This window comes from Frigoribacterium sp. NBH87, assembly GCF_014217665.1.
Lineage (GTDB): Bacteria > Actinomycetota > Actinomycetes > Actinomycetales > Microbacteriaceae > Frigoribacterium > Frigoribacterium endophyticum.
The window spans coordinates 44,850-68,742 of the sequence record NZ_CP043650.1; the positions used below are offsets into that span (position 1 = coordinate 44,850).

The following is a 23,893-nucleotide window of genomic DNA, read 5'->3' on the forward strand; positions in this document are numbered from 1 at the left end:
GGCGCAGGAGTTGCCGACGGGGCGCGCGTGAGCCCGGCGCAGGGCCGTCCGGCCCGAGCGAGGAGGCGCGGGTGCGGAGACGGAGCTGGAGACCCGAGCGGGACGTGTCGACAACTCCTGCGCGACGTCGCCGGAGCGACGAGGGCAGCGGCGAGTCGGCCAGGGCGCAGGAGTTGCCGACGGGGCCGACCCGACCGGCGGCGGCCGGCCGGCTCGCGTCAGAGGGTGTCGATGGGGCCGGTCAGCGCGAGGTCGCGCGTCACCACGGGCACCGGGGCGGTGTCGGTCCGGCGGTGCCGGGGCGCGGCCGGCGCGATGCGCACGCCCGCGAGGGCGAGGCGCTCCGCCGTCGACGACGGCGAGACGTACTCGCCGACCGTGTCGTACGAGCCGATCGGCACGACCGAGTGCACGACCGTGTCGGCGTACACGTGCACCAGGTTGTACGACTGCGCGCCGTCGCGGCCGCGCGTGCCGCCGACCGCGAGGTCCTGCGTGTAGCAGGTGGCCGAGGCCACCGAGACGGGGACGCCCGCGAACATCGCCGTGGTCGAGTAGTGCAGGTGCCCGGCGATGATCGACCGGACGTCGCTGCCCTCGACGACCTCGGCCAGCGAGGCCTGGTCGCGCAGCTCGACCAGCACGCTGAGGTCCTGCACGCTGGGCACCGGCGGGTGGTGCATGGCGATGACCGTGCCGTGCTCCGCGGGCGTCGAGAGCTCTTCGGCGAGCCAGTCGAGCTGGTCGCCGGTGAGCGCGCCGTGGTGGTGGCCCGGCACCGACGTGTCGAGGGTGATGATGCGCAGGCCGTTCACGTCGTAGACGAAGTCGACGGGCCGGTCGGAGGGCATCTGCCCGAAGAGCTGCTCGCGGAAGGCGCCGCGCTCGTCGTGGTTGCCCATCGCCCAGATGATCTGGGCTCCGAGGCGCGCCGCGACCGGCTCGAGCAGCGCCCGGAGCTTGCGGTAGGCCGCGGGCTCGCCCTTGTCGGCGAGGTCGCCGGTGAGGACGATCGCCTCCGGCCGCATGCCGGAGGCCTCGATCCCGGCGAGGATCTGGGCGAGGCGACCTTCGCTGTCGACGTCGCCGTAGAGGTCGGCGTCACCGCCGACGAGGTGGGTGTCGCTGAGGTGCAGGATGAAGTGGTCGGGCCTCGGGTGCTCGGCCGTCCGGAGATCCATGGTTCTCTCATTCACGTGTCGCCGACGACGGCCCCAGGACGAGGCCCTCGTTGTTCCTTCGTCACCAGTCCACCATTCGTTTGCTCCACGGCCGGTGAACGTCGGTGCGTGTTCGGGTGAACGGTCAGCGAACTGATCGGACACGTCGACGCCCCGCGACGCTACCGACGTGCGGAGGGCCCCGCCAAGCCCCAGGACGGGGCGGAGCGGGGCCCGGCGGTGACCCGGGGGAGTCGCGCTACGGCTTGAGCACCACCTTGATGCAGCCGTCCTCCTTCTTCTTGAACAGCTCGTACATCTCCGGCGCGCGGTCGAGGGGCACCGGGTGCGTGGTGAGGTCCTCCGTGCCGAGCGGGTCGGTCGGGTCCTCGACGAGGGGCATCAGGGTGTCCATCCACTGGTGGACGTTGCACTGGCCCATCTTGATGGTGATCTGCTTGTCGAAGAGGGTGAGGAAGGGAGTCGGGTCGGCCGTTCCGCCGTAGACGCCCGACAGCGAGACGGTGCCGCCGCGGCGGACGACCTCGAAGGCGAGGTGCATGGCGCTGAGGCTGTCGACTCCGGCCTTCTGCATGAGCGCCTGGCCGACCTTGTCGGGCAGCGCCGCGGCGAACTTCTGCACCATGCTGACGCCGCCGTGGTCGTGGGCCTCCATGCCGACGGCGTCGACGACGGAGTCGGGGCCGCGGTCGTCCGTCATGCCCTTGATGACGTCGGCGACGTCCTTCGTGAGGTCGAGCACCTCGACGCCGTGGCGCTCGGCCATGGCGCGGCGCTCGGGGACGGGGTCGACGCCGATCACCCGGAAGCCCTTGTGCACGCCGATGCGGGCCGCGAACTGACCGACCGGACCGAGCCCCAGGACGACCAGCGTGCCTCCCTCGGGCACCTGGGCGTACTCGACGCCCTGCCACGCCGTGGGGAGGATGTCGCTGAGGAAGAGGTAGCGCTCGTCGGGGAGGTCGTGCCCGACCTTGACGAGGTTGGCGTCGGCGCGCTGGATGCGCAGCTGCTCGGCCTGCCCGCCGGGCACCTGGCCGTAGAGCTTGGTGTAGCCGTAGAGGGTCGCGCCCGAGCCGTACTCGGTGACCTGCGTGGTCTCGCACTGCGAGAAGAGGCCGCGCTCGCACATGAAGCACTCACGGCAGGCGATGACGAAGGGGACGACGACGCGGTCGCCGACCTGGATGCGCGAGACGGCGGAGCCGACGGCGGTGACGACGCCCATGGTCTCGTGGCCGAGGACGTCGCCCTTGTCGAGGTAGGGGTCGAAGACGTCGTACAGGTGCAGGTCGCTGCCACAGATCGCGGCGGAGGTGACCTTGATCACCGCGTCGGTGGGCTCCGTGATCGTGGGGTCGGGCACCTCGGTGACGGCGACGTCGGCGATGGACTGGTAGGTGAGAGCCTTCATGCACCCCGTCTACGCCCGGCGGCAGGGAGCGGGCTGGCCCCGTGGGGTACAGGTGTCGCGGAGACGACGGAGGCGGCCGCCCCGACAGGGGACGACCGCCTCAGCTGTGCCGCAGGTGCGGCCAGGGGGTGCTACGCGTCGACGCGCACGGCGGAGGCGACGATGTTGACGACCTTGCGGCCGCCCTTGGTGCCGAACTCGACCGCGCCGGGGGCGAGGGCGAACAGCGTGTCGTCGCCGCCACGGCCGACGTTGGCGCCGGGGTGGAAGTGGGTGCCGCGCTGGCGGACGAGGATCTCGCCGGCGAGGACGACCTGGCCGCCGAAGCGCTTCACGCCGAGGCGCTGAGCGTTCGAGTCACGACCGTTGCGGGTGGACGATGCGCCCTTCTTGTGTGCCATGTGTGCTCAGCTCCCTTTACTTGGAGATCTTGGTGATCTTGACGCGCGTGAGGTCGGCACGGAAGCCCATGCGACGCTTGTAGCCGGTCTTGTTCTTGTAGTTCTGGATGACGATCTTCGGGCCGCGGAGGTCGTTGAGGACCTCGCCCTCGACCGTGACCGAGGCCAGGTCGTCGCCCGAGAGGACGGTGTCGCCGTCGACGTGCAGGACGGGGACGAACGAGACGGTGTCGGACGTGTTCGCCTTGAGACGGTCGACGGTCAGGATCGTCCCGACCTCGACCTTCTCCTGACGACCGCCGGCACGCACGATTGCGAAAGCCATGGGATCTCCTTGGTGCAGCTAAGTGTGAGGTGCCCGCGTTCGGGCAACTTGGATAGTCTTTCACAGATGTCACGACCGATCAAACTTCAGCGCCCGCCGCGGTTCACCGCGGAGATCGTCGCCGACGCCCGACAGCGGCTGCTCGACCTGCTCGACGACCTCGACGGCCTCACCTCCGAGCACGCCGACGACATCGAGGTGTGGGGCTCGGCCGTCACGACCGCCGGGTGGGAGATCGCGACGCTCGGCCAGTGGCTGGGGCTGGAGGGCGAGGCGGTGCTGCTGCTCGGCGGCGCCTCCTACCCCGAGATCGCCGAGCACCAGGGCACCAGCGCCTCCGCCGTGTACGCCCGCGTCGGCCGCTCGCTGACGCTCGCCCCCTACGCCCACGCCTCGGGGGCGGACGGCGGCACCACGAGGGTGTCGGCCGACGACCTCGAGCAGGCGCGGTCGGACTACCGCGCCGACCGCGCGGGCGCCGAGGGGGAGGACGTCGAGGAGGCGGGGGTCGGCTCGGGCGCGTCGCTCGCCGACCGCATCCCCGAGGTCCTCCGCGCGGGGCCGCTGTCGACGACCGCGCTCGTGGCCGCGCTGCCGGGCTACCGCCGCAGCAGCGTGCTCTCGACCCTCAGCGTGCTGACACGCCAGGGGAGGCTCGAGCGGGTCGGGCACGGCGTGTACGCGGTCGCCGGGGCGGCCGCGGCCCCGCAGGCTGAGCACGGCCCCGGCGAGGCCGGTGCCAGCGGGCCGGGCACCGGCGAGCCCGGCCCCGCCACGAGCTAGCGCGCGCAGTCGATGCAGAGCCGCGCCGTCGGGCGGGCCGTGAGCCGTGCCTCGCCGATCCGGGCCGAGCACCGCTCGCAGCGGCCGAACGTCCCGTCGGCGAGCCGCCGCAGTGCAGAGTCGGCGTCGGCGACCCGCTCGAGGGCCGACCGGCGCACCGCGTCGAGCTGCGACCGCTCGTAGGCGATCGTCGACCCCTCTGGGTCGTGCTCGTCGTCGACGTTGGCTCCCTCGCGGGCCGCGGCCACCGCCTCCATGTCCTGTCCGAGGCGCGCGGCCAGGGCGAGCGCGTCGTCGCGGGTGGCGCGCAGCTGGTCGCCCGGGTCGGTCACGCGACGAGCGGCGGCACCTGCTCGCCCTCGCGCGGCGGGGGCGGCGGGGTGCCGTCGCCGAAGGGCCGGCCGCCGAGCTCCTCGCGCCCGTGGGCGGTCAGCCAGCCCGACGGGTCGGGGCCGGCGGGCACGATGCCGGTCGGGTTGATGTCGCTGTGCACGACGTAGTAGTGCGCCTTGATCTGCGCGAAGTCGATCGTGTCGCCGAACCCGGGGGTCTGGAACAGATCTCGGGCGTAGGCCCAGAGCACCGGCATCTCGGTGAGCTTCGAGCGGTTGCACTTGAAGTGCCCGTGGTACACCGCGTCGAAGCGGGCGAGGGTGGTGAAGAGGCGGATGTCGGCCTCGGTGATCGTGTCGCCGACGAGGAACCGCTGACCCTCCAGGCGCTCGGACAGCCAGTCGAGGCGGGCGAACAGCGTGTCGTACGCCCGCTCGTAGCTCTTCTGCGACCCGGCGAACCCCGCGCGGTAGACGCCGTTGTTGACGTCGCGGAACACGACCGCGTTCACCTCGTCGATCTCGGCCCGGAGGTGCTCGGGGTAGAGGTCGGGCGCGCCCTCGCGGTGGTGCTCGCGCCACTCGGTCGCGAAGTCGAGCGTGATCTGCGGGAAGTCGTTGGTGACGACCTTGCCGCTCGGCACGTCGACGACCGCGGGCACGGTGATGCCGCGGGCGTAGTCGGGCGTGCGGGCGAAGAAGGCCTCCTGCAGGCGCTCGATGCCGAGCACGGGGTCGCGGCCGTCGGGGTCGAGGTCGAAGGTCCAGCTGCGGGCGTCGTGGGTGGGGCCGGGCAGGCCGAGCGAGATGACGTCCTCGAGGCCGAGGAGGCGGCGCGAGATGACGGTGCGGTTGGCCCAGGGGCAGGCGCGGGCGGCGACCAGGCGGTAGCGGCCCGCCTCGACGGGCCAGCCGTCGACGGCGTCGCGCGTGATCCTGTCCTCGATGTAGTTCGTGTCGCGGGTGTACTCCTGGCCGGGCTCGACGTACGTGCCCTTCGCCTGCTGGTCGTCGCTCATGCCCGCCACCCTACGCAGGGGCGTCCGAGAGGTCTGGCAGCTCGGCGCCCCCCGGCCCGGAGGCGGCCGAGGCGCGGCTCGCCTGCCAGTCGCGCCACATCGCCTTCAGGTCCCAGGCGTTCTCCGCCTCCAGCGAGATGCCCTTCTCCCCGGTGCGCCGGGTGCGCCCCTGGATCAGCATGAGCTTGGTGCCGAAGAGCAGCGAGCCCGCCCGCGACTGGGCCTCCTCGAAGAAGGTCGCGTCGGCGCAGCCGGTGCCGTCGTCGAGGCTGATGAAGACGACCCGCTTGCCGCTGCGCATGGGCGGCGTCTGCGTGGCGATGCGGATGCCCGCGACGAGCACGGTCGTGCCGTTCCAGTGGTCGCGCAGGTCGGCGGCCCGCGTGACCCCGAGGTCGTCGAGCATGGGCCGGTAGCTCTCGACGACGTGCTCGCTGACCTCCATCGAGAGGATGTCGAGCTCGTCGCTGACCCGGTCGCGGAGGCTGACGTCGGGGGTGCCGGTCGGCACCTCGGCCGAGTCGTCGACGCTGAAGTCGAGCTGGTTCTCGACGTCGGAGGCGCGGGGCCGGGCGGTGCGCTGGGTCAGCGACCGCACACGGGCCAGCACGTCGCCCCGGGTGCGGCCCGGGCCGGCCAGCGAGTCGAGCGCCCCGACCTGCGCGAGGCGCTCCACCAGCCGCCGTGACGGCGTCGCTCGCTGCCAGAAGTCGGTGATGGAGTCGTAGGGCCGGCCCACGACGATCCGCGCGAGCTCGGCGTCGGTGATGCCGTGCACGTCGGCGAGCGAGAGCCGGATGCCGAGGTCGCCGGGGCGGCTCGGGGCGATCGGGGTCGCGGGGGCGCGCACGCGCTCGACGCTGTAGACGTCGGTCGACTGGTTGACGTCGAGCGGCAGCACGGGCACCCCCATGCGTCGTGCCTCGGTGAGCAGCAGCCGCTTCGGGTACATGCCGGGGTCGTGGGTGAGCAGCCCCGCGAGGAACTCCGCGGGGTAGTGGGTCTTCAGCCAGGCGCTCTGGTAGGTGGGCAGGGCGAATGCCGCTCCGTGCGCCTTGCAGAAGCCGAACGAGCCGAACCCCTTGAGCACCGCCCAGATCCGGTCGACCTGCGCGTCGGTGAAGCGCCTCCTGCCCCGCTCGTCGACGTTGGCCCGCGTGCGGCGCCGGAACTCCACCTCGAGGTCGTCGTCGGCGCCCTTGCCCATGTGCCGGCGGAGCTCGTCGGCCTCGGCGAGCGACACCTCCATCGTCGCCTCGAGGATCCGCAGGACGTGCTCGTGGTAGATCACGACCCCGTAGCTGTCGTCGAGGAACGACGCGAAGCTCGGGTGCAGGTAGTCGGGCTGCTGGAAGCCGTGCTTGGTGTCGAGGAAGGGCGCGACCATGTTGCCCTTCATCGGCCCGGGGCGGAACAGCGAGATGTCGGCGATCAGGTCGCTGTAGCGGTCGGGCTGCATCTTGCCGATCAGCTCGCGCTGGCCCGGGCTCTCGATCTGGAACATGCCGAGCGTGTGCGTGGTGCGGATGGCCTCGAAGGTGGGCTCGTCGTCGTGGGGGATCTCGTCGAGCTCGACCCGCCCCTCGCGGTTCACGTAGGGGACGTCGACCGAGAGGCCGCCCGCGACGGCCGCCCGGGAGCCGTTGACCCGCTCGATCTCGTCGAGGGCGTAGGCCATCGAGCTCTGCATCCGGACGCCGAGCACGTCGAGCTTGAGGAGGCCGGCGTCGTTCATGTCGTGCTTGTCGAACTGACTCATCGGCAGGCCGATGCCGCTCGGCTGCACGGGCGTCGTGCTGAGCAGGTCGGAGTCGCCGAGGATCACGCCGCACGGGTGCATCGAGATGTGCCGGGGGAGCCGGTCGAGCCGCTCGGTCAGGTCGACGAGGAGGTCGATCTGGCCGTTCTGCCGCGCGAGGTCGGCGATGGCGCGCAGCTCGGGCTTCTCCGCCATGGCGGTGCGGAGGTCACGGGCGTTGGACCGCCAGACGTTGTTGGCGACCATGTCGATCTGCTCGTCGTCGAGGCCGAGCGCCTGGCCCGCGTCACGGACGGCCCCCCGGCCCCGGTAGGTCGACTGCATCGACATGAGGGTGACCCGGTTGCTGCCGTAGCGGTCGAAGATCGCCCGGTAGATCTCGTGCCGCCGGGCCGACTCCACGTCGATGTCGATGTCGGGCAGGGTCTCCCGCTTGTTGCCGAGGAACCGCTCGAAGAGCAGGTCGTGCTCGATCGGGTCGACGTTCGAGATGCGCAGCAGGTAGGTGACGAGGCTGCCCGCGCCCGACCCCCGGGCGGCGTTCCTCACCCTCATGTCGCGCATCAGCTGCGAGACGTCGGCGACGGTGAGGAAGTAGCCCGCGAAGCCGAAGCCCGAGATGATGCCCAGCTCGTAGCGCATGCGCTCCTCGACGGTGCGGCGGAGGCCCTGGCCCGCGTGCCCGAAGCGGGCCGTGACCCCCGCCTCCGCCCGGCGGAGCAGCACCTGATCGGGGTCGCCCTCGACGCCGATCGCGCTCAGCTCGGGCACCTTGGGCTGCCGCCAGCGGAGGTCGGCGTCGGGGTCGAGCCGGCAGCGGTCGGCCAGCCGCTCCGTCGCGGCGAGCATCTCCTCCGCCGCCCGGCGCGACAGCGACGAGGCGTCGGCGACGAGGTGGGCGATCGCCCGCATCGCCGCGCCCTTCTTCAGGGTCGCCTGCGCGTTGGGCTGCGGCGTGAACGAGCCGAGCGGTGCCAGGTGGCCCGCCGAGTCGAGCACGTCGGCCGTCACCGCGCCGTCGGCGTCGAGGTAGCGGACCGCGTTGGTCAGCACCGCCGGCACCCCCACGTGCTCGGCGAGCTCGAGCATCCGGGCCGCGTGCCGCACGCTCCGGCTCTCGCCGGGCTCGGTGAGGTGGCAGACGACCTCGACGACGACGCCCCCGGGCAGCTCGCGGGCCCAGTCGGCGAGGGAGGCGGCGGCCGCGGTGCTGCGCCCCTCGCGCACCAGCCGGCCCACGTCGGAGTCGGGGCCCAGCAGCACGGTGGCGGAGGCGCCCTCCTCGCCCCGCAGGAACGCCCGCAGCCGGGAGCGCCCGATGGTCGCCGTGCTGTTGGCGCTGCCCGCCGCCCGGCGCGTGGCCCGGCCGTGCGCGGCGCTGATCAGGCGGCAGAGCGACGCCCAGCCCTCCCCGGCCCGGCCCTCGCCGGAGCCGTGGGCGAGCACGACGACCCGGTCGACCGGGGCCGCGGCGGAGGCGGCCGTCCGGCTGCCGGCCGCCGTGGTCGTCGACGCCTCGGCCCGGTCGTCGGCACAGCCCAGCTCCACCCCGACGATCGGATCGATGCCCGCCGCCGTGGTCGTCGACGCCTCGGCCCGGTCGTCGGCACAGCCCAGCTCCACCCCGACGATCGGATCGATGCCCGCCGCCCGGCAGGCCCCGATGTGCCGGATCGCGCCGTAGAGCCCGTCGCGGTCGGTGATCGCGAGGGCGTCGGCCTCGTCGGCCGCCGCCCGCTCGACCAGCTGGGCCGGCGGGGTCGTGCCGTGGTGAGCGCTGAACGAAGAGGCCACGTGGAGGTGGGTGAAGCGCATGGTCGTGCTCCGAGTCGGGACCCCGGCCAGGTCTGGTCGAACGTGTGTTCGATCAGTGTACGTCCTCGGCCGGGCCGCGCCGCCGCCGGGCTGTCATCATCGGTGCATGCCCGATCGACGCCCGAGCGGCTCCCGCCCCGACGTCCGGGCCGACGTCCGCACCGCCTCGCGGTGGGCGCGCGTCCTGCTCGGCCAGCCGCGCCTCCTGCTGGCCGTGAAGGCGGCGCTCGCCGCGGCCCTCGCCTACTGGCTGGCGCCCCACGTGCCCGGCGTGGCGGCCGAGTACCCGTACTACGCCCCGCTCGGCGCGGTGATCGCGATGTACCCGACCATCAAGGCGTCGCTCCGCCAGGGGGTGCAGACCCTGCTCGGCCTCGTCGTGGGCATCGTGCTGGCCACGGTCGTCTTCTCGCTCCAGGAGGGGCAGCCCGGCGTGCTCGCCGTCGCGGCGGTCGTCGGCGTGGGGACGCTGCTCGCGGGCATCCGCCGGCTCGGCGCCGGGCGGGACTGGGTGCTCACGGCCGGGCTCTTCGTGCTGCTGCTCGGCGGCAGCGCGACCACGGAGGGCGACCAGGCCGACTACTCGACGGGCTACGTCATCCAGGTCGCGGTCGGCGTGGTGGTCGGGCTCACGGTCAACTACCTGCTCGTGCCGCCGCTCTACGCCGGGCGGGCCGACGAGCGGCTGCGCTCGCTGCAGGCATCGCTCGCCGACCGCACCGACGACGTCGCCGCGGTCTTCGAGGCCCGCTGGCCGCTGGAGGGCGACGACTGGGAGCGCCGCGTGGCCGAGCTGCCCGGCACCCTCCGCCGGGTCCGCGACGCCGTGCAGTACGCCGACGAGTCCCGCCGGCTCAACCCGCGCTGGAAGCTCCGGCGCCGCGACCTCGGCCAGGAGTACGCCGACCTCGTCGTCTTCGAGCGCGTGGGGTTCCACCTCCAGGACATGGCCGAGGTCTCCGGCATCCTGGGGCGCCGCATCGGCCGCCAGATCGGGATCGTCGAGGAGCTCGCGCCGGTCGTCGCCCGCGCCGCGCACGCCGTCGCCGAGGTCGTCCGGCTCCGGGGCGGCGACGACGTCGACGCGTTCGTCGAGGCCCGGCGCCGGGTCGCCGACCTCTGGGAGGCGATCGACGAGCACCGGCACCTGCCCACCACCGAGACCAGCGGGGGCGTCTCGATCGCCGTGTCGATGGGCCGGATCATCGCCGCGCTCGACCCCGACGACACCACGGCGCCCCGACCCGACGACGACGAGGGGGAGGCCGACGAGGGCGGGGGAGGCGCGGGGAGCGACGCCGAGGGCGGCACCGGCCCCGCCGACGGCCGCGCGGGCGAGGAGCCCACCGAGGGCGGCACCGACAGCACCGGCCCCGTCGACGACCCCACCGCGCCCCGCGACACCGAGCCCCGCCGGTGAACGTGCTCCCCGCGGGAGCAGTACGGTTGACCGGGCACCGGCGCCCGAGCGCGACGCGCTGCCCTCCCCGGGCGGCCCCGCGGGGGCCGGGAATGGTCCGCCGCCCGTCGCGTTGACCCACCGGGGCCCCCAGCACACCGGCGCGGACGCGCTCGTCGTCCGCAGCTCTCGGCCCGCCATCGAGGAAGGACGACCATGACTACCGACACCACGTCCCCGTCGGCGGCTGCCTCCGGGCAGTTCACCATCGGAGGCGACCTCCCCGTCACCCGCCTCGGGTACGGCACCATGCAGCTCACCGGCGAGGGGGTCTGGGGCCAGCCCCGCGACCACGACGAGGCCGTCCGGGTCATCCGCCGGGCCGTCGAGCTCGGCGTGACCTTCTTCGACACCGCCGACTCCTACGGCCCCGACGTGGCCGAGCCGCTGCTGCGCGAGGCCCTGCACCCCTACGGCGACGACGTCGTCATCGCCACCAAGGCCGGCCTCACCCGCCCGGGCCCCGGCGACTGGCGGCCCGTCGGCCGCCCCGAGTACCTCCGCCAGCAGGTGGAGATGAGCCTCCGCATCCTGGGGCTCGACCGCATCGACCTCTTCCAGCTGCACCGCATCGACCCGGCCGTGCCCCTCGCCGACCAGGTCGGCGAGCTCGCCGCCCTGCAGCAGGAGGGCAAGATCCGCCACATCGGCCTCTCCGAGGTCTCCGTGGACGAGCTCAAGGAGGCGCAGCAGACCGCGACCATCGCCTCCGTCCAGAACCTCTACAACCTCGCCTCCCGCGACGCCGAGGCCCTGCTCGACCACAGCGAGGCCGAGGGCATCGCCTTCATCCCGTGGTTCCCGCTCGCCACCGGCGCGCTCGCCGCACCGGGCGGGCCGCTCGACGCCCTCGCGACCGAGCACGACGCCACCCCCTCGCAGCTCGCCCTCGCGTGGCTGCTCCGGCGCTCGCCGGTCATGCTCCCCATCCCCGGCACGTCCAGCGTCTCGCACCTGGAGGACAACGTCGCCGCCGCCCAGATCGACCTCAGCGACGACGAGTTCGCCGCCCTCACGAAAGCTGCACAGTGACCGACACCACCACCCTCATCATCCTCGGAGCCTCGGGCGACCTCACCGAGCGACTCCTGCTGCCCGGCCTCGCCAGCCTCCTGAAGAGCGACCGCGGCGTCGACGTCCAGCTCATCGGCACCGGCCGCAGCGAGCGCACCCCCGAGGAGTGGGACGGCGTCGTCAAGACGGCCTTCAACGGCGACGCCGGCAGCGACCTCGCGAAGAAGACCCTCGCCTCCAGCCGCTACATGCAGGGCGACCCCACCACCGTCGAGCACCTCAAGGCCCTCTTCGAGGCCTCCGAGGGCACCCCGGTGATGTACTTCGCGCTGCCCCCGGCGATCAGCACTCGCGTGATCCAGGCGCTCGCCGAGATCGACCTGCCCGACGGCCTGCGCCTCGCCCTCGAGAAGCCTTTCGGCTCCGACGAGGAGAGCGCGCGCGAGCTGAACGCCGAGCTGCTGAAGATCGTCCCGGAGGAGCGCATCCACCGGACCGACCACTTCCTCGGCCGCGCCACCGTCCTCAACATGATCGGCCTCCGCTTCGCGAACCGCCTCTTCGAGCCGGTCTGGAACGGCGAGAACATCGAGAAGGTCGAGATCTTCTACGACGAGGTCCTCGGCCTCGAGGGCCGTGCGCAGTACTACGACAAGGCCGGCGCCCTCGTCGACATGATCCAGAGCCACCTCCTGCAGGTGCTCGCCGTCATCGCGATGGACGCGCCGTCGAGCATCGACTCGGTCGAGCTGCGCAGCGAGATCGCGCGCGTGCTGCGCGCGACGTGGGTCAAGGGCGGCGACCCCGTCGCCTCGAGCCGCCGGGCGCAGTACACGGCCGGCACGATCGACGGCAAGGACGTCCCGTCGTACTCCGACGAGGAGGGCGTCGACAACGACCGCCAGACCGAGACCCTCGCCGAGGTCGAGTTCGAGGTCAAGACCCGTCGCTGGGCCGGCGTGCCCTTCATCCTGCGCTCCGGCAAGGGCATGACGAAGATCCGCAAGGAGGTGCTGATCACCTTCAAGCCCGTCCCCGCGCTGCCCGAGGGCCTGAACGGATCGTCGACCCCCGACACGCTCCGCATCGAGATCAGCCCCGAGACGATGGAGCTCGGCGTCACCACCAACGGCAAGGGCAACCCCTTCCACCTGGAGCAGTCCACCTTCCAGGTCACGCTGGGCAAGCCCGAGCTCACGCCCTACGGCGAGGTGCTCAGCGGGATCTTCCACGACGACCCGACCCTGTCGATCCGCGGCGACGTCGCGGAGCGCTGCTGGGCCATCGTGGCGCCCGTCGTCGACGCATGGACGGCCGGCGACGTGCCGCTCGACACCTACGCGGCCGGCTCGACCGGCCCCGCGGACTGGCCCGCCTGATCGGCGCCGACCGCCCGGCGGCGCCCTGAGCGCCGCCCCACGACGAGGCCGCCCTGCCCACCGGCAGGGCGGCCTCGTCGTGTCCGCCGCGACCGGCGGACGACGCCGTCTCGACGGACGGCGCCGCCGTCAGCGCCGTGCGTCGAGTGCGGCGCCGATCGCGTCGGCGGCGCGCACGAGGGCGAGGTGCGAGAGCGCCTGCGGGGTGTTGCCGACGTGGCGGCCGGTGGCCACCTCGATCTCCTCCGAGAGCATGCCGACGTCGTTGCACCAGCCGACGAGACGGTCCATCAGCGTCACCGCGTCGTCCACGCCCCCCGACCGGGCGTACTGCTCCGCCAGCCAGAACGAGCAGGTGAGGAAGGGGTGCTCCGTGCCCTCGAGGCCGTCGACGCCCGACTCGGTGCGGTAGCGCAGCAGCAGGCCGTCCTGCAGCAGGTCGTGCTCGATCGCGGCGACCGTGCCGAGCATGCGAGGGTCGTCGGGGGCGACGAAGCCCACCTGGGCGAGCTGCAGCAGCGAGGCGTCGACCTCGGCCGAGCCGTAGTGCTGGGTGTACGTGCCCCGGTCGGCGTCCCAGCCCTGCTCCTCGACCTCGGCACGGACCTCGTCGCGGAGGCTCCGCCACCGGTCGACGGGCCCGTCGAGCCCGAACTGCTCGACGCCCTGGACGGCGCGGTCGAGGGCGGCCCAGATCATGACGCGCGAGTGGGTGAAGTGCTGCGGTTCGCCGCGGATCTCCCAGATGCCGTTGTCAGGGCGGGTCCAGTTGTCCTCGACGTACTGCATCAGGGCGCGCTGCAGCGGCCACGAGTACTCGGACTCGGCGACGCCGAGCTGTCGGGCCTCGTGCAGCGCGACCATGACCTCGCCGAAGATGTCGCCCTGGTACTGCGTGAACGCGGCGTTGCCGAGCCGCACGGGGGAGGCGCCCTCGTAGCCCGGCAGGTGCTCCAGCTCGCTCTCGTGCAGGTACCGCTCGCCGGCGAGCCCGTACATGATCTGCACGTCGGCGGGGTCGCCGGCGATCGCCCGGAGCAGCCAGCCGCGCCACTTCTCGGCCTCCTCCGCGAAGCCGTGCAGGATGAGCGCCTGCAGGGTCATCGACGCGTCGCGCAGCCACACGTAGCGGTAGTCCCAGTTCCGTGAGCCGCCGAACGACTCCGGCAGGCTCGTCGTCGCGGCCGCGACGATGCCGCCCGTGTCCTCGTTCGTGAGGGCCCGGAGGATCAGCAGCGAGCGGCGCACCTCGCGGTCGTAGGCGGAGGGCTCCTGCGAGCGGGCGGCCCAGGCCTGCCACCAGCGGACGGTGTCGGCCAGCACGGCGTCGACGTCAGGAGCGGTCGGCGGCTCGCGGTGCGAGGGGTACCAGGTGAAGGTCATGTCGACGGTCTCGCCGGCCGCCACGTCGAACTCGGCGGCGTGGGTGTGGTCGGCCGCCGTGAGGTGGGGACCGCGGACCACGACCGCGTCAGGGCCGGCGATGGCCACGAGGGCGGTCTCGTCGCCCTCGGGCAGCTGGCGCACCCAGGGCAGCGCAGCGGCGTAGCCGAACCGGATCCGCAGGTCCTCCTGCATCCGCACCGTGCCCTCGACGCCGGTCACACGACGCACGACGTCCGCCCGCCGGTCGCCGACCGGCATGAGGTCGGTGACCTCGACGACGCCGGTCGACGTCGTCCAGCGCGTCACGAGCACGAACGTGTCGTCGACGTAGCGGCGAGTCGCCGTCGCCCCTGCCTCCGCCGGGGCGACGAGCCAGCGGCCGTGGTCGCGGTCGCCCAGCAGGGCGCCGAAGACGGAGGCGGAGTCGAAGCGCGGCAGGCACGACCAGTCGATGCTGCCGTCGGTGCCGACGAGGCACCCCGTGTGCAGATCGCCGATCAGGGCGTAGTTCTCGATGGGCAGGGGCATGGCGCCATCGAACCAGACGGGGTGGTGAGCACGCCGGGGGAGGCGCCCCCTCAGCCCGCGGTCAGCGGCGCTGGAGCGTGGGGTCGGGCCACTGGGTCTCGACCAGCGGCTTCTGCCTCCTGGCCCGGGCCCAGACGAAGAACCCGGCGAGCGTGAAGGCGCCGTAGAAGACGTACATCAGCCCGGAGGCGTAATAGCCGGCGCTGAAGAGCAGGGGCGTGCCGACGAGGTCGACCGCGACCCAGATCAGCCAGAACTCCACCCAGCCCTTCGCCATGCCCCAGGTGGCCAGCAGCGAGCCGGTGAAGATCCAGGCGTCGGCCCAGACCGGCTCGTAGGAGCCCAGGGCGCTGAACACCGGCGTGAGCACGGCGGTGCCGCCGACCAGGCCCACGACGAGCAGGACGCGGTTGCGGGCACCGGCCCAGCGCGGCTCGACCGCGGTGCCCGCGTCGCCGCCGCGGCTCTGGTGCCAGCGCCACCAGCCCCAGATCGACACGGTGATGAACATGACCTGCCGACCGGCCTGGCCGAGGAGGTTGACCGGGTTGGGCGTGTCGAAGACCGCCCCGAGGAAGACGGTGAAGAGGAGGGCGTTGCCCACGATGCCGACCGGCCAGGCCCACACCTTCCGGCGCATCCCGCCGAGGGCGCTGAGCAGCCCGAACACGTTGCCGACGATCTCGCGCCAGAGGATCGTCTGGTCGCCGATCACCAGCTGTGCGTCGAACAACCACCGGATGACGGTCATGGGCACCTCCCTGTCTGCCGAGGCCCAGCGGGAGAACGGCTCCGGCGGGCCGGGCATTCCCGCCGCGCTCGCCGGTGCCCGGGCGCTCGTCGGGCGTCGACGCCCCTCAGGCGAAGAGCTGCTGCTCGACGGTGTCGTCGTAGACGCCGAGCAGCAGCCAGGTGCCGCCCTCCGCCGGGTCGAGCGCGAGGTCGAAGGTGCCGTCGATGCGGTGCGCCCCGTCGGTGAGCGGCAGGGCGTCGACGCGCCACACCGGCAGCTCGAGCAGCTCCGCCCCGAGGCCCCGGGGCGCCCGGGGCGCCGAGCGCCACCACTCCCGACGGGTCATCCACATCTCCGGGGCGCTGACGACGCCGTAGACCACCCCGCGCCAGACGAAGCGGAGGGGCGCCCCGCCCTCCGTGGTCTCGACCGGCACCTGTTCGTCGACCTTCACGTCGCCTCCTCGTTCGAATGTACGTTCGACCAGGAGTGTACGAAGTCCCACCGACATCGGCCAGGGGGAGTCACCAGCGGGGCAGCGACTCCTCGACGTGGCCCACGACGCGGCCGGGGACGCCCGCCTCGTCGGCGAAGCTCCGCCAGCGCGCCACCGCGTCGCGCACCTCGTCGACGACGTCGGAGGCGCCCGGCACGAGGTGCCGGTCGGCCAGCCTCATGACGTCGGCCCGTGCGACGTCGCGGAAGACGCCGTCCACCCCCATCAGGTGCTGGTACGTCCACCGGCCGGTCGGGTTGTGCGCGAACGTGACGTCGTAGGCGGGGGAGAGCTCCCACGGCGCCGTCGGCGACCTCAGCAGGAACGACGCGTTCTTCGTGTGGTCGTCGTTGTTGGCCGCGAGCACGTTGAAGACCATCCGCCGGAACACCTGCTCCCGCGCCTCGGGCCCGCCGCCGAGCCGAGCCACGGCGTCGAAGAGCTGCCCGTAGTCGTGGGCCTGGCGCTGCCGGTAGTCGAGGTGGGCCGTCCCGCAGAGGGTGACCGAGTGCACCTTGCCCTCCGGCGACCGGTCGAACCGCCGCGTCATGAAGTGCGCCCGGCCCCCCTCCTCGAGCAGCCGGCACTCGCTCATCTCGATGCCCGCCGCCCTCGCCATCAGCGAGTACGCGTACTCGACCCTGCCCGTGGCCGAGCCCTGGCCGAGCTCGACGTCGGCCCCGAGGCCGTCCAGCTTCAGCAGCCAGTGCTCGAACCCCTCGGGAGCCGGGAGCTGGCCCGACCGCACCTCGCCCGTCGCCCTGTCCCAGGCGACGACGGCCTTGGCCCGGGCCCCGCCCGCCGAGGTCCCCACCTGGATCAGCGACCGGATCGCCGACTCCGCCCCCTCGTCGTCCGCGAAGCTCCCGTCGAGCACGCTCCGGGCCCCCTCGACCAGGGCGCTCAGCTCGACCGCGCTCGTCGTGCGGTGCCGCGGGCCCCGCGAGGGCCGGAACTCGAGGGCGCCCATCGCACGGTCGGCCATGTAGGCCAGCCGGTCCAGCGGCGTCACCGCCGCCCGCGAGACGCCCTGCCGGGCCAGCCAGGCGTCGATCACCGCGTTGCCGAAGTCGTCCGGCAGCGCGTCGGCCAGCAGGGCGGGGAGGCGGTGGAACGTCGCCTCCGGCAGCTGCGGGAAGACGTGGCGCCGCACCCGGGTGGGCATCGTCAGCGGCGCGAGCTCGATGCCACGCTCGACCCAGTCGGGCCAGTACTCGAACACGTACGCCCCGAGCCGGGGGTCGGGCGCGACCGCGCCGACGCGCATGCCCCAGGCGCTCACCTCGACGGCGGGCACCGGCAACCAGCTCACTCGCCGGCTCCTCCGGACGGGCGCTCGCCGCGTCGCCCCGCGTCGTCGCGCACGACGCGGCTGGCGCGGGGGCCCCGGGGGCGGTAGACGCGACGGCGGGGGGCCGCCGGCGCCGAGCGCAGCACGTCGAGCGGGCTCACGTCGCTGTGCGGGGCGATGGTGTCGAGGGCCGACTCCGCGCCGAGCGCCCGCAGCACCCGCACGAGGCTGCGCACGGTGCTCCCTCGGCCGTTCTCCAGCGACTGGAGGGTGCTGGTCGACACGTCGGCGAGGCGCGCGAGCGAGATCTGGTCGAGGCCCTGGTCGAGGCGTCGGGCACGCACCTGGGCGCCGATCCGCGCCTCCCACTCCTGGGTGGAGCGGGCAGCGTCGGGCTGGTCGGTGATCTCAGTCATGTCGCTCCTGTACCTGATCTTCTGATGATAGGACACGAGAACGCCTCCCATGACGGGATTTCCCTGTATCAGAGGCGGGTGTCTCCCGAGCGGGGGACGACGTCGGTGTCGACGAGCTGCTCCCACAGCCCGGCGCCGTCCGGGGCGGAGACCCACACGGCGTCGCTGCCCTGCGCGTGCTCGGAGCGCGAGCGCCCGCCGGCCAGGACGGCCTCGCTGGGCGACAGCTGGCGGATCGCGACGGCGGCGACGTTCTCCGGGTGGTCGCGGAGGAACCGCCCGTAGAGCTCCTCGTCGTGCTGCCCGTCGTCGCCGACCAGCAGCCACCGCATGTCGGGGAACTCCTCGGCGAGACGGTCGAGCGAGCCCTGCTTGTGCAGGCGGCCGCTGCGGAACCACCGGTCGTGGGTCGGCCCCCAGTCCGTGAGCAGCAACGGGCCGCTCGGGTACAGGTTGCGCGACAGGAAGCGCGACAGCGTCGGCGCGACGTTCCAGGCGCCGGTCGACAGGTAGATCACGGGGCAGCCGCCCGCGGCCGTGTGCAGCCGCTCGTAGAGGACGGCCATCCCGGGCACCGGGCGCCGGGCGTGCTCGTTGAGGACGAAGGTGTTCCACGCCGCGAGGAAGGGGCGGGGGAGCGAGGTGACCATGACCGTGTCGTCGATGTCCGAGACGATGCCGAAGCGGGCGTCGGCGTCGATCACGACCACGGGGGCCTCGATCGGCGGCGAGCCCTCGGTGCTCAGGGTGACGAGGTGCCACCCCGGCTCGAGGTCGACCTCGAGCCGGGCGTCGAGCACCCCGCCGCGGTCGGTGGTGACCTGGACGGTGCGGCCGCCGACCGTCACGTCGACGACGGCCCGCTCGACCGGCACGCTGGTGAAGCTCCGCCAGCCGCGCACGTTGAGGCGGTCGGTGCCCTCGAGCGACCCCGTGCGCGTGAGCAGCACGCGCGACAGCACCCGCACCCACCCGGCCGAGCCGTAGCCGGAGTACGGGACGATCGTCGGGAGCAGCCCCCGCTTGCGGGCCCGCTTCTCGCGGAACCGGTGGACCGAGTTCTCGAGTCGGGCGGCGCGGTGCAGGAGGGGCTCGACGGCGGACGACGTCACCGTTCGGGGGTCGGGCATGCGGTCATCCTCCCACGCCGCCACGCGCTGACGGGTCAGACCGGGTCGACCAGCGACGGCGAGTCGACGCCGACGCGGCCGACCTCGGGCGACACCTCGTGCACCTGCAGCCGGGCGGCGATCTCGTCGACGAGCCCCGAGACCCCCTGCAGCAGGTCGTCGTCGCCCTCGGTCTCCGGGTCGAGCCAGTCGTCCATGACGTCGGCCCCGACCAGCACGGGCATGCGGTCGTGCACCTCGGCGAAGGGCCCCGAGGAGGCGCGGGTCAGCACCGCCGTCGAGAGCAGCCACCGAGACGGCGACCCCACGGCGGCCGCCGGGTCGCGCCACCACTCGTACAGGGCGGCGAAGAGCATCACCTCGTCGTCGGGCAGGCTCACGTAGACCGGGCGCTTGCTGCCGTCCGGCCGGACCTGCCACTCGTACCAGCCGTTGGCGGGCACGAGCCCGCGTCGGGAGGCGACGGCCTCACGGAACGTGGGCTTCTCGGCCGCGGTCTCGACCCGGGCGTTGAACAGGGGGGCGCCGACGGGGCCGGGGGAGCCCGCCGCGACGAAGCCCCACCGGGCCGACGCGAGCCGTCGCACCGGGGGGCCGCCCGCGTCGTCGCCCCGGGGAGCGGCGTCGACGAGCAGCGACACCGGGCGGGTCGGAGCGATGTTCCAGGAAGGGTCTGGGAGAGTGTCACCCGATACATCAACGTCGAACAGGGCCACCAGGTCGCTCGAGGCGCGCGCCATCACGAATCGTCCGCACATGCGTCCATTCTCGGGGCAGCGACCGACAGTGGCCGACACCCGGTCGCCGGAGCCCCCGACGGGGGCGCCGCGAGACCGGCCTGATGGGCCTGCGCGCCGCCGTCGACCGACGGCCGGCCCCGACGTCCAGCACCGTGCCCGGCACCCGCCGGCACCGCACCAAGGAGGAACGTTGCTCGTCACCGACGTCAATGAAGCACTGCCCGGGGGATCGTCACTGCTCAGGAACGAGCCGGTCCAGGCGCGCAGCACCGCGCGCCTCACGGGCCTGCTCGACGCCGCGGCCTCGATCATCGACGAGATCGGCTACGAGCGGCTCACGACCGCCATGGTCGCCGAGCGCGCCGGCGCCTCCATCGGCACGGTGTACCGCTACTTCCCCGACCGCATCGCGGTCGTCGACGCCCTGGCGCTCCGCTGCACCCAGCGCCTCGTCGCCGGGGTGGCGGCGGCCGTCGCCGCCGACGGCGTCGACGACTGGCGCCGGGCCCTCGACGCCGTCATCGACACGGAGGTCGAGATGTACCGCTCCGAGCCGGGCTTCCGGTCCGTGAGCTTCAGCGACGCCCCCGAGCTGGGCGCCGACGGGGGAGCGCCGGCCGTGCACCCCCTGGCCGAGAGCCTCTCCGCCCTCCTCGCCGACCGCTTCGGCGTCGTCCGCGACGACGCGAGCGACCTGGCCGTCCAGGTCGTCGTCGAGATCGGCGACGCGCTCCTGGCACGGGCGTTCGTCGCGGGCGGCGACGGCGACCCCCGCTTCGTCGAGGAGTGCCGTCGCGCCGTGCGCGGCTACCTCGAGCCCGTCCTCACGGTGGCCTGACCCGCCTCCTCGTCGTCCCTCCGCGGCTCGGCCGCCGTCGTCCGCCCAGCGCGGCGTCGGCGGCCGTTCTGCGTCACGACTCGGCCACGGAGGCGGCGACGAGGTGCCCCCGACGGGGGAGTGTGGTTGGGTGGTGCCCCCGGCAAGTGTCGATCCGTGCTGCCCACGAGGAATGAGCCACCCATGATCGAGTTCCGCTCGGTGAGCAAGCAGTACCCCGACGGCACCCGCGCCGTGGACGACTTCAGCCTCGTCATCCCCTCCCGCAAGACCACGGTCTTCGTCGGGTCGAGCGGCTGCGGCAAGACGACCATCCTGCGGATGATCAACCGGATGGTCGACGCCACCTCCGGCACCATCGAGATCGACGGCGAGTCGATCGCCGGCCTCGAGCCCGTGGCCCTGCGCCGCAGCATCGGCTACGTGATGCAGAACTCCGGCCTGCTCCCGCACCGCAAGGTCGTCGACAACATCGCCACCGTGCCCGTGCTCAAGGGCGTCGGCAAGAAGGAGGCCCGCGAGCGTGCGCTGGAGCTGATGGACACCGTCGGCCTCGACCGCTCGCTGGCCGACCGCTACCCGAGCCAGCTCTCGGGCGGGCAGCAGCAGCGCGTGGGCGTGGCCCGCGGCCTCGCCGTCGACCCGAACATCCTCCTGATGGACGAGCCGTTCGGGGCGGTCGACCCCCTGGTCCGCTCCGACCTCCAGCAGGAGCTCATCCGGCTGCAGCGCGAGCTCGACAAGACCGTCGTCTTCGTGACCCACGACATCGACGAGGCCTTCTACCTCGGCGACCAGGTCGTCATCCTCGAGAAGGGCGGCCGGGTCGCCCAGCAGGGCACGCCCGCCGAGATCCTCTCCGACCCGGCGAGCGACTTCGTCGCCGACTTCGTCGGGTCGAACCGCGGCAAGCGCGCGCTGCACATCGAGCAGACCGCGACGGGCCAGGTCGTGGTCGACGAGTCCGGCCGCACGACGGGCGTCCTCACGCAGCCCGTGCCCGTGCTCCAGGCAGAGGCCGGTGCCCCCAGGGGGCCGGGTGCTCCGGCGCAGGGTGGGCACGCGTCGTGAACTGGATCTGGTCGAACACCGACTACATCTGGGACAAGACGCTGGTCCACCTCGGGCTGAGCGTGCCGCCCGTGATCCTGGCCTTCGTGATCTCGCTGCCGATCGGGTGGCTGGCCAACCGCTTCCCGGTCGTCCGCGGGGTGCTGCTCACCGCCTCCGGCCTCATCTACGCCGTGCCGTCGTTCGCCCTGCTCGTGGCGCTGCCCGGCATCATCGGCCTCTACCCGCTGCGGAGCAACACCAACCTCATCGTGGCGCTGACCCTGTACGGCGTGGCTCTCATGGTGCGCTCGACCGCCGACGGCCTGCGGGCCGTCGAGCCCGACGTGCTGCAGTCGGCCACGGCGATGGGGTACTCCGGCTGGCAGCGCTTCTGGCGCGTCGAGTTCCCGCTCGCCGGCCCCGTCCTGCTCGCCGGTCTCCGCGTGGTCGTCGTCAGCACCGTCAGCCTCGCGACCGTCGGCGGCATCCTCGGCATCAACGGTCTCGGCCTGCTCTTCAACGACGGCCTGCAGCGCAGCATCCTCGCCGAGATCGGCACGGGCATCGTGCTGACGATCGTCATGGCCCTCGTGCTCGACGGCCTGCTCGTCCTCCTCGGTCGCGCCCTGATGCCCTGGGCCGACCAGGGGGCGCGCGACCGGCGCCCCGTCCGCCAGGCCGCGGAGGTGACCGCGTGAACGCCTTCCTCGACGCCCTCGCGTGGCTCGGTGACCCGGTCCACCTCACGGGGGCGAACGGCGTGCCGGCCCGACTCGGGCAGCACGTCACCTACTCGGTGATCGCCGTGCTCATCGCGGCCGTGGTCGCGATCCCGCTCGGGTTCCTGATCGGGCACACCGGCAGGGGTCGCACGGTGGCGGTCGCGCTCACCGGCGGGGTCCGGGCCCTGCCCACCGTCGGCATCGTCTTCCTCCTCGCGCTCCTGCTCGGCATCGGCATCAGCGCGCCGATGATCGCGTTCGTGGTGCTCGCGATCCCGTCCATCCTCGCCGGGGCGTACTCCGGCTTCGAGGCCGTCGACCGCGCGACGATCGACGCGGCCCGCGCGGTCGGCATGACGGAGTGGCAGATCGTCACGCGCGTGGAGCTCCCGCTCGGCCTGCCCCTCCTCATCGGCGGGCTCCGCTCCGCCCTGCTGCAGGTCGTCGCCACGACCACCATCGCGGCCACCGTGGGCGCCGGCGGCCTCGGCATCTACATCTTCACGGGCCTCCGGTCGAACGACTACACGCAGATGTTCGCGGGGTCGATCGTCGTGATCTCCCTCGCCGTCGTGCTCGAGGTCGTCTTCTCGGTGCTCCAGCGACTCGTCGTCCCGGCCGGCGTCACCGCCGCGGGCCGCCCCCTCGACACCCGCGTGACGACCTCCCGGTCGGCCGCGGCGAAGGCAACATCCCTCCAGGAAGGAACACAGTGATCAACACAGCGAAGAAAGGCCGGCTCACCGTTCTCGGTGCGGTCGCGATCGGGGCCATGGTGGCCCTGGCAGGGTGCGCGTCGAGCGACCCCCTGAGCGACGGAGGAGGAGATGCCTCGGCGTCGTCCGACACCATCGTCGTCGGCTCGCAGCAGTACTACTCGAACGAGATCATCGCCGAGCTCTACGCCCAGGCCCTCGAGGACGGCGGCTACACCGTCCAGCGCGAGTACCAGATCGGTCAGCGCGAGGTCTACCTCCCCGAGCTCGAGTCCGGCGACATCGACGTCTTCCCCGAGTACACCGGCAACCTCCTGCAGTACTACGACAAGGAGTCGACGGCGAAGTCGCCCGAGGAGGTCGAGGCCGCCCTGGCCGACGCGCTCCCCGAGGGCCTGACCGCGCTCACCGCCTCCGAGGCGTCCGACCAGGACAGCTACACCGTGACCAAGGAGTTCTCCGAGGAGAACGACATCACGAGCCTGGCCGACCTCAAGGACTACGACGGCACCCTCGCCGTCGGTGCGCCGCCCGAGAACGCCGAGCGCCCGTACGGCCCTCCCGGGCTCAAGAGCATCTACGGCGTCGACGTCACCTCGACCCCGATCGACGACGGAGGCGGTCCCCTCACGGTCAAGGCCCTCCTCGACGGCAGCGTCCAGCTCGCCGACGTCTACACGGCCAGCCCGCTGATCGCCGAGAACGACCTGGTCACCCTCGACGACCCGGAGAACATGATCCTGCCGCAGAACGTGGTGCCGATCGTCTCCGACAAGGTCGACCAGGGCGCGCAGGACATCATCGACGCCGTCGACGCCGCCCTGTCGGCGAAGGACCTGCAGGAGCTCAACGCGAAGAGCCAGACCGACCAGGAGTCGTCGGCCACCATCGCGAAGGACTACCTGACGTCGAAGGACCTCATCGGCTGATCGTCGGTCCACACCACCGGAGGGGCCGGGCGCG

The 23,893-nt window shown here is 72.8% G+C and carries 23 protein-coding genes; 9 read left to right on the plus strand and 14 right to left on the minus strand.

What is annotated here, in order from left to right; all coding sequences use genetic code 11:
* Positions 1–218: 218 nt before the first annotated feature.
* The 4 genes from F1C15_RS00220 to rplU form a co-directional block, all read right to left on the minus strand.
* Positions 219–1,181 (minus strand): phosphodiesterase, encoded by a 963-nt coding sequence (locus F1C15_RS00220; protein WP_056054104.1) that lies wholly within the window; start codon positions 1,179–1,181, stop codon positions 219–221.
* 238 nt (positions 1,182–1,419) lie between these two features.
* Positions 1,420–2,595, minus strand: coding sequence for an alcohol dehydrogenase catalytic domain-containing protein (locus tag F1C15_RS00225; RefSeq protein ID WP_056054107.1), 1,176 nt, complete (start codon positions 2,593–2,595; stop codon positions 1,420–1,422).
* A gap of 131 nt (positions 2,596–2,726) precedes the next feature.
* On the minus strand, positions 2,727–2,996 hold the full coding sequence (rpmA, locus tag F1C15_RS00230) for a 50S ribosomal protein L27 (protein WP_185232316.1): 270 nt from the start codon (positions 2,994–2,996) through the stop codon (positions 2,727–2,729).
* 16 nt (positions 2,997–3,012) lie between these two features.
* Positions 3,013–3,321: a 50S ribosomal protein L21 gene (rplU, locus tag F1C15_RS00235; protein WP_056054115.1), complete on the minus strand. Its 309-nt coding sequence runs from the start codon at positions 3,319–3,321 to the stop codon at positions 3,013–3,015.
* A 66-nt stretch (positions 3,322–3,387) separates the two neighbouring features.
* Here rplU and F1C15_RS00240 point away from each other — a divergent pair, with 66 nt between their 5' ends.
* Positions 3,388–4,104, plus strand: a complete 717-nt coding sequence (locus F1C15_RS00240; RefSeq protein WP_185232318.1) for a hypothetical protein — start codon at positions 3,388–3,390, stop codon at positions 4,102–4,104.
* Here the strand turns inward: F1C15_RS00240 and F1C15_RS00245 are convergent.
* The 3 genes from F1C15_RS00245 to F1C15_RS00255 are packed head-to-tail and all read right to left on the minus strand — an operon-like array spanning position 4,101 to position 9,029.
* Positions 4,101–4,436: a TraR/DksA family transcriptional regulator gene (locus tag F1C15_RS00245; protein ID WP_255465364.1), complete on the minus strand. Its 336-nt coding sequence runs from the start codon at positions 4,434–4,436 to the stop codon at positions 4,101–4,103. The genes F1C15_RS00240 and F1C15_RS00245 overlap by 4 nt on opposite strands.
* Entirely contained in the window at positions 4,433–5,455 is a 1,023-nt protein-coding gene (locus tag F1C15_RS00250; protein WP_185232320.1) for a glutathione S-transferase family protein, read from the minus strand. Before F1C15_RS00250 ends, F1C15_RS00245 begins: the two co-directional genes overlap by 4 nt.
* A 10-nt stretch (positions 5,456–5,465) precedes the next feature.
* Positions 5,466–9,029, minus strand: coding sequence for a DNA polymerase III subunit alpha (locus tag F1C15_RS00255; protein ID WP_185232322.1), 3,564 nt, complete (start codon positions 9,027–9,029; stop codon positions 5,466–5,468).
* A gap of 106 nt (positions 9,030–9,135) precedes the next feature.
* Here F1C15_RS00255 and F1C15_RS00260 point away from each other — a divergent pair, with 106 nt between their 5' ends.
* The 3 genes from F1C15_RS00260 (at position 9,136) to F1C15_RS00270 (ending at position 12,881) form a co-directional block, all read left to right on the plus strand.
* Positions 9,136–10,449 carry an FUSC family protein gene (locus F1C15_RS00260; protein WP_185232324.1) on the plus strand — a complete coding sequence of 438 codons (1,314 nt, stop codon included), beginning with the start codon at positions 9,136–9,138 and terminating at the stop codon, positions 10,447–10,449.
* Positions 10,450–10,644: 195 nt separating this feature from the next.
* Positions 10,645–11,520 carry an aldo/keto reductase gene (locus F1C15_RS00265; protein WP_185232326.1) on the plus strand — a complete coding sequence of 292 codons (876 nt, stop codon included), beginning with the start codon at positions 10,645–10,647 and terminating at the stop codon, positions 11,518–11,520.
* A complete protein-coding gene (locus tag F1C15_RS00270) occupies positions 11,517–12,881 on the plus strand; it encodes a glucose-6-phosphate dehydrogenase (RefSeq protein ID WP_185232328.1) in 1,365 nt (454 codons plus the stop codon). Before F1C15_RS00265 ends, F1C15_RS00270 begins: the two co-directional genes overlap by 4 nt.
* 129 nt (positions 12,882–13,010) lie before the next feature.
* On the opposite strand, the gene F1C15_RS00275 is transcribed toward F1C15_RS00270, so the two are convergent.
* The 7 genes from F1C15_RS00275 to F1C15_RS00305 form a co-directional block, all read right to left on the minus strand.
* Positions 13,011–14,795 (minus strand): glycoside hydrolase family 15 protein, encoded by a 1,785-nt coding sequence (locus F1C15_RS00275; RefSeq protein WP_185232330.1) that lies wholly within the window; start codon positions 14,793–14,795, stop codon positions 13,011–13,013.
* A 61-nt stretch (positions 14,796–14,856) separates the two neighbouring features.
* Complete coding sequence (gene pnuC / locus F1C15_RS00280) at positions 14,857–15,546, minus strand: nicotinamide riboside transporter PnuC (protein WP_185232332.1); 690 nt, start codon at positions 15,544–15,546, stop codon at positions 14,857–14,859.
* 106 nt (positions 15,547–15,652) lie between these two features.
* Positions 15,653–15,982: a DUF6504 family protein gene (locus F1C15_RS00285; protein WP_056054147.1), complete on the minus strand. Its 330-nt coding sequence runs from the start codon at positions 15,980–15,982 to the stop codon at positions 15,653–15,655.
* Positions 15,983–16,052: 70 nt separating this feature from the next.
* The gene (locus F1C15_RS00290) at positions 16,053–17,336 is read right to left on the minus strand and encodes a type II toxin-antitoxin system HipA family toxin (RefSeq protein ID WP_219731556.1); all 1,284 of its coding nucleotides are present in this window, start codon (positions 17,334–17,336) and stop codon (positions 16,053–16,055) included.
* Positions 17,333–17,731: a helix-turn-helix domain-containing protein gene (locus F1C15_RS00295; protein ID WP_056054150.1), complete on the minus strand. Its 399-nt coding sequence runs from the start codon at positions 17,729–17,731 to the stop codon at positions 17,333–17,335. Before F1C15_RS00295 ends, F1C15_RS00290 begins: the two co-directional genes overlap by 4 nt.
* A gap of 68 nt (positions 17,732–17,799) precedes the next feature.
* Complete coding sequence (locus tag F1C15_RS00300) at positions 17,800–18,861, minus strand: App1 family protein (RefSeq protein WP_056054152.1); 1,062 nt, start codon at positions 18,859–18,861, stop codon at positions 17,800–17,802.
* A gap of 35 nt (positions 18,862–18,896) precedes the next feature.
* Entirely contained in the window at positions 18,897–19,619 is a 723-nt protein-coding gene (locus F1C15_RS00305) for an SOS response-associated peptidase (RefSeq protein WP_162240257.1), read from the minus strand.
* Positions 19,620–19,791: 172 nt separating this feature from the next.
* On the opposite strand from F1C15_RS00305, the gene F1C15_RS00310 reads away from it, so the two are divergent.
* From F1C15_RS00310 to F1C15_RS00330, 5 genes are all read left to right on the plus strand, one after another.
* On the plus strand, positions 19,792–20,439 hold the full coding sequence (locus tag F1C15_RS00310) for a TetR/AcrR family transcriptional regulator (RefSeq protein WP_056054157.1): 648 nt from the start codon (positions 19,792–19,794) through the stop codon (positions 20,437–20,439).
* A 183-nt stretch (positions 20,440–20,622) separates the two neighbouring features.
* Positions 20,623–21,510: an ABC transporter ATP-binding protein gene (locus F1C15_RS00315; protein ID WP_185232334.1), complete on the plus strand. Its 888-nt coding sequence runs from the start codon at positions 20,623–20,625 to the stop codon at positions 21,508–21,510.
* Positions 21,507–22,190 carry an ABC transporter permease gene (locus F1C15_RS00320; protein WP_056054163.1) on the plus strand — a complete coding sequence of 228 codons (684 nt, stop codon included), beginning with the start codon at positions 21,507–21,509 and terminating at the stop codon, positions 22,188–22,190. The genes F1C15_RS00315 and F1C15_RS00320 overlap by 4 nt, the downstream gene beginning before the upstream one ends.
* Positions 22,187–22,930 carry an ABC transporter permease gene (locus tag F1C15_RS00325; RefSeq protein ID WP_185232336.1) on the plus strand — a complete coding sequence of 248 codons (744 nt, stop codon included), beginning with the start codon at positions 22,187–22,189 and terminating at the stop codon, positions 22,928–22,930. Before F1C15_RS00320 ends, F1C15_RS00325 begins: the two co-directional genes overlap by 4 nt.
* The gene (locus F1C15_RS00330; RefSeq protein ID WP_307803312.1) at positions 22,927–23,859 is read left to right on the plus strand and encodes a glycine betaine ABC transporter substrate-binding protein; all 933 of its coding nucleotides are present in this window, start codon (positions 22,927–22,929) and stop codon (positions 23,857–23,859) included. Before F1C15_RS00325 ends, F1C15_RS00330 begins: the two co-directional genes overlap by 4 nt.
* The last annotated feature ends 34 nt before the right edge of the window (positions 23,860–23,893 follow it).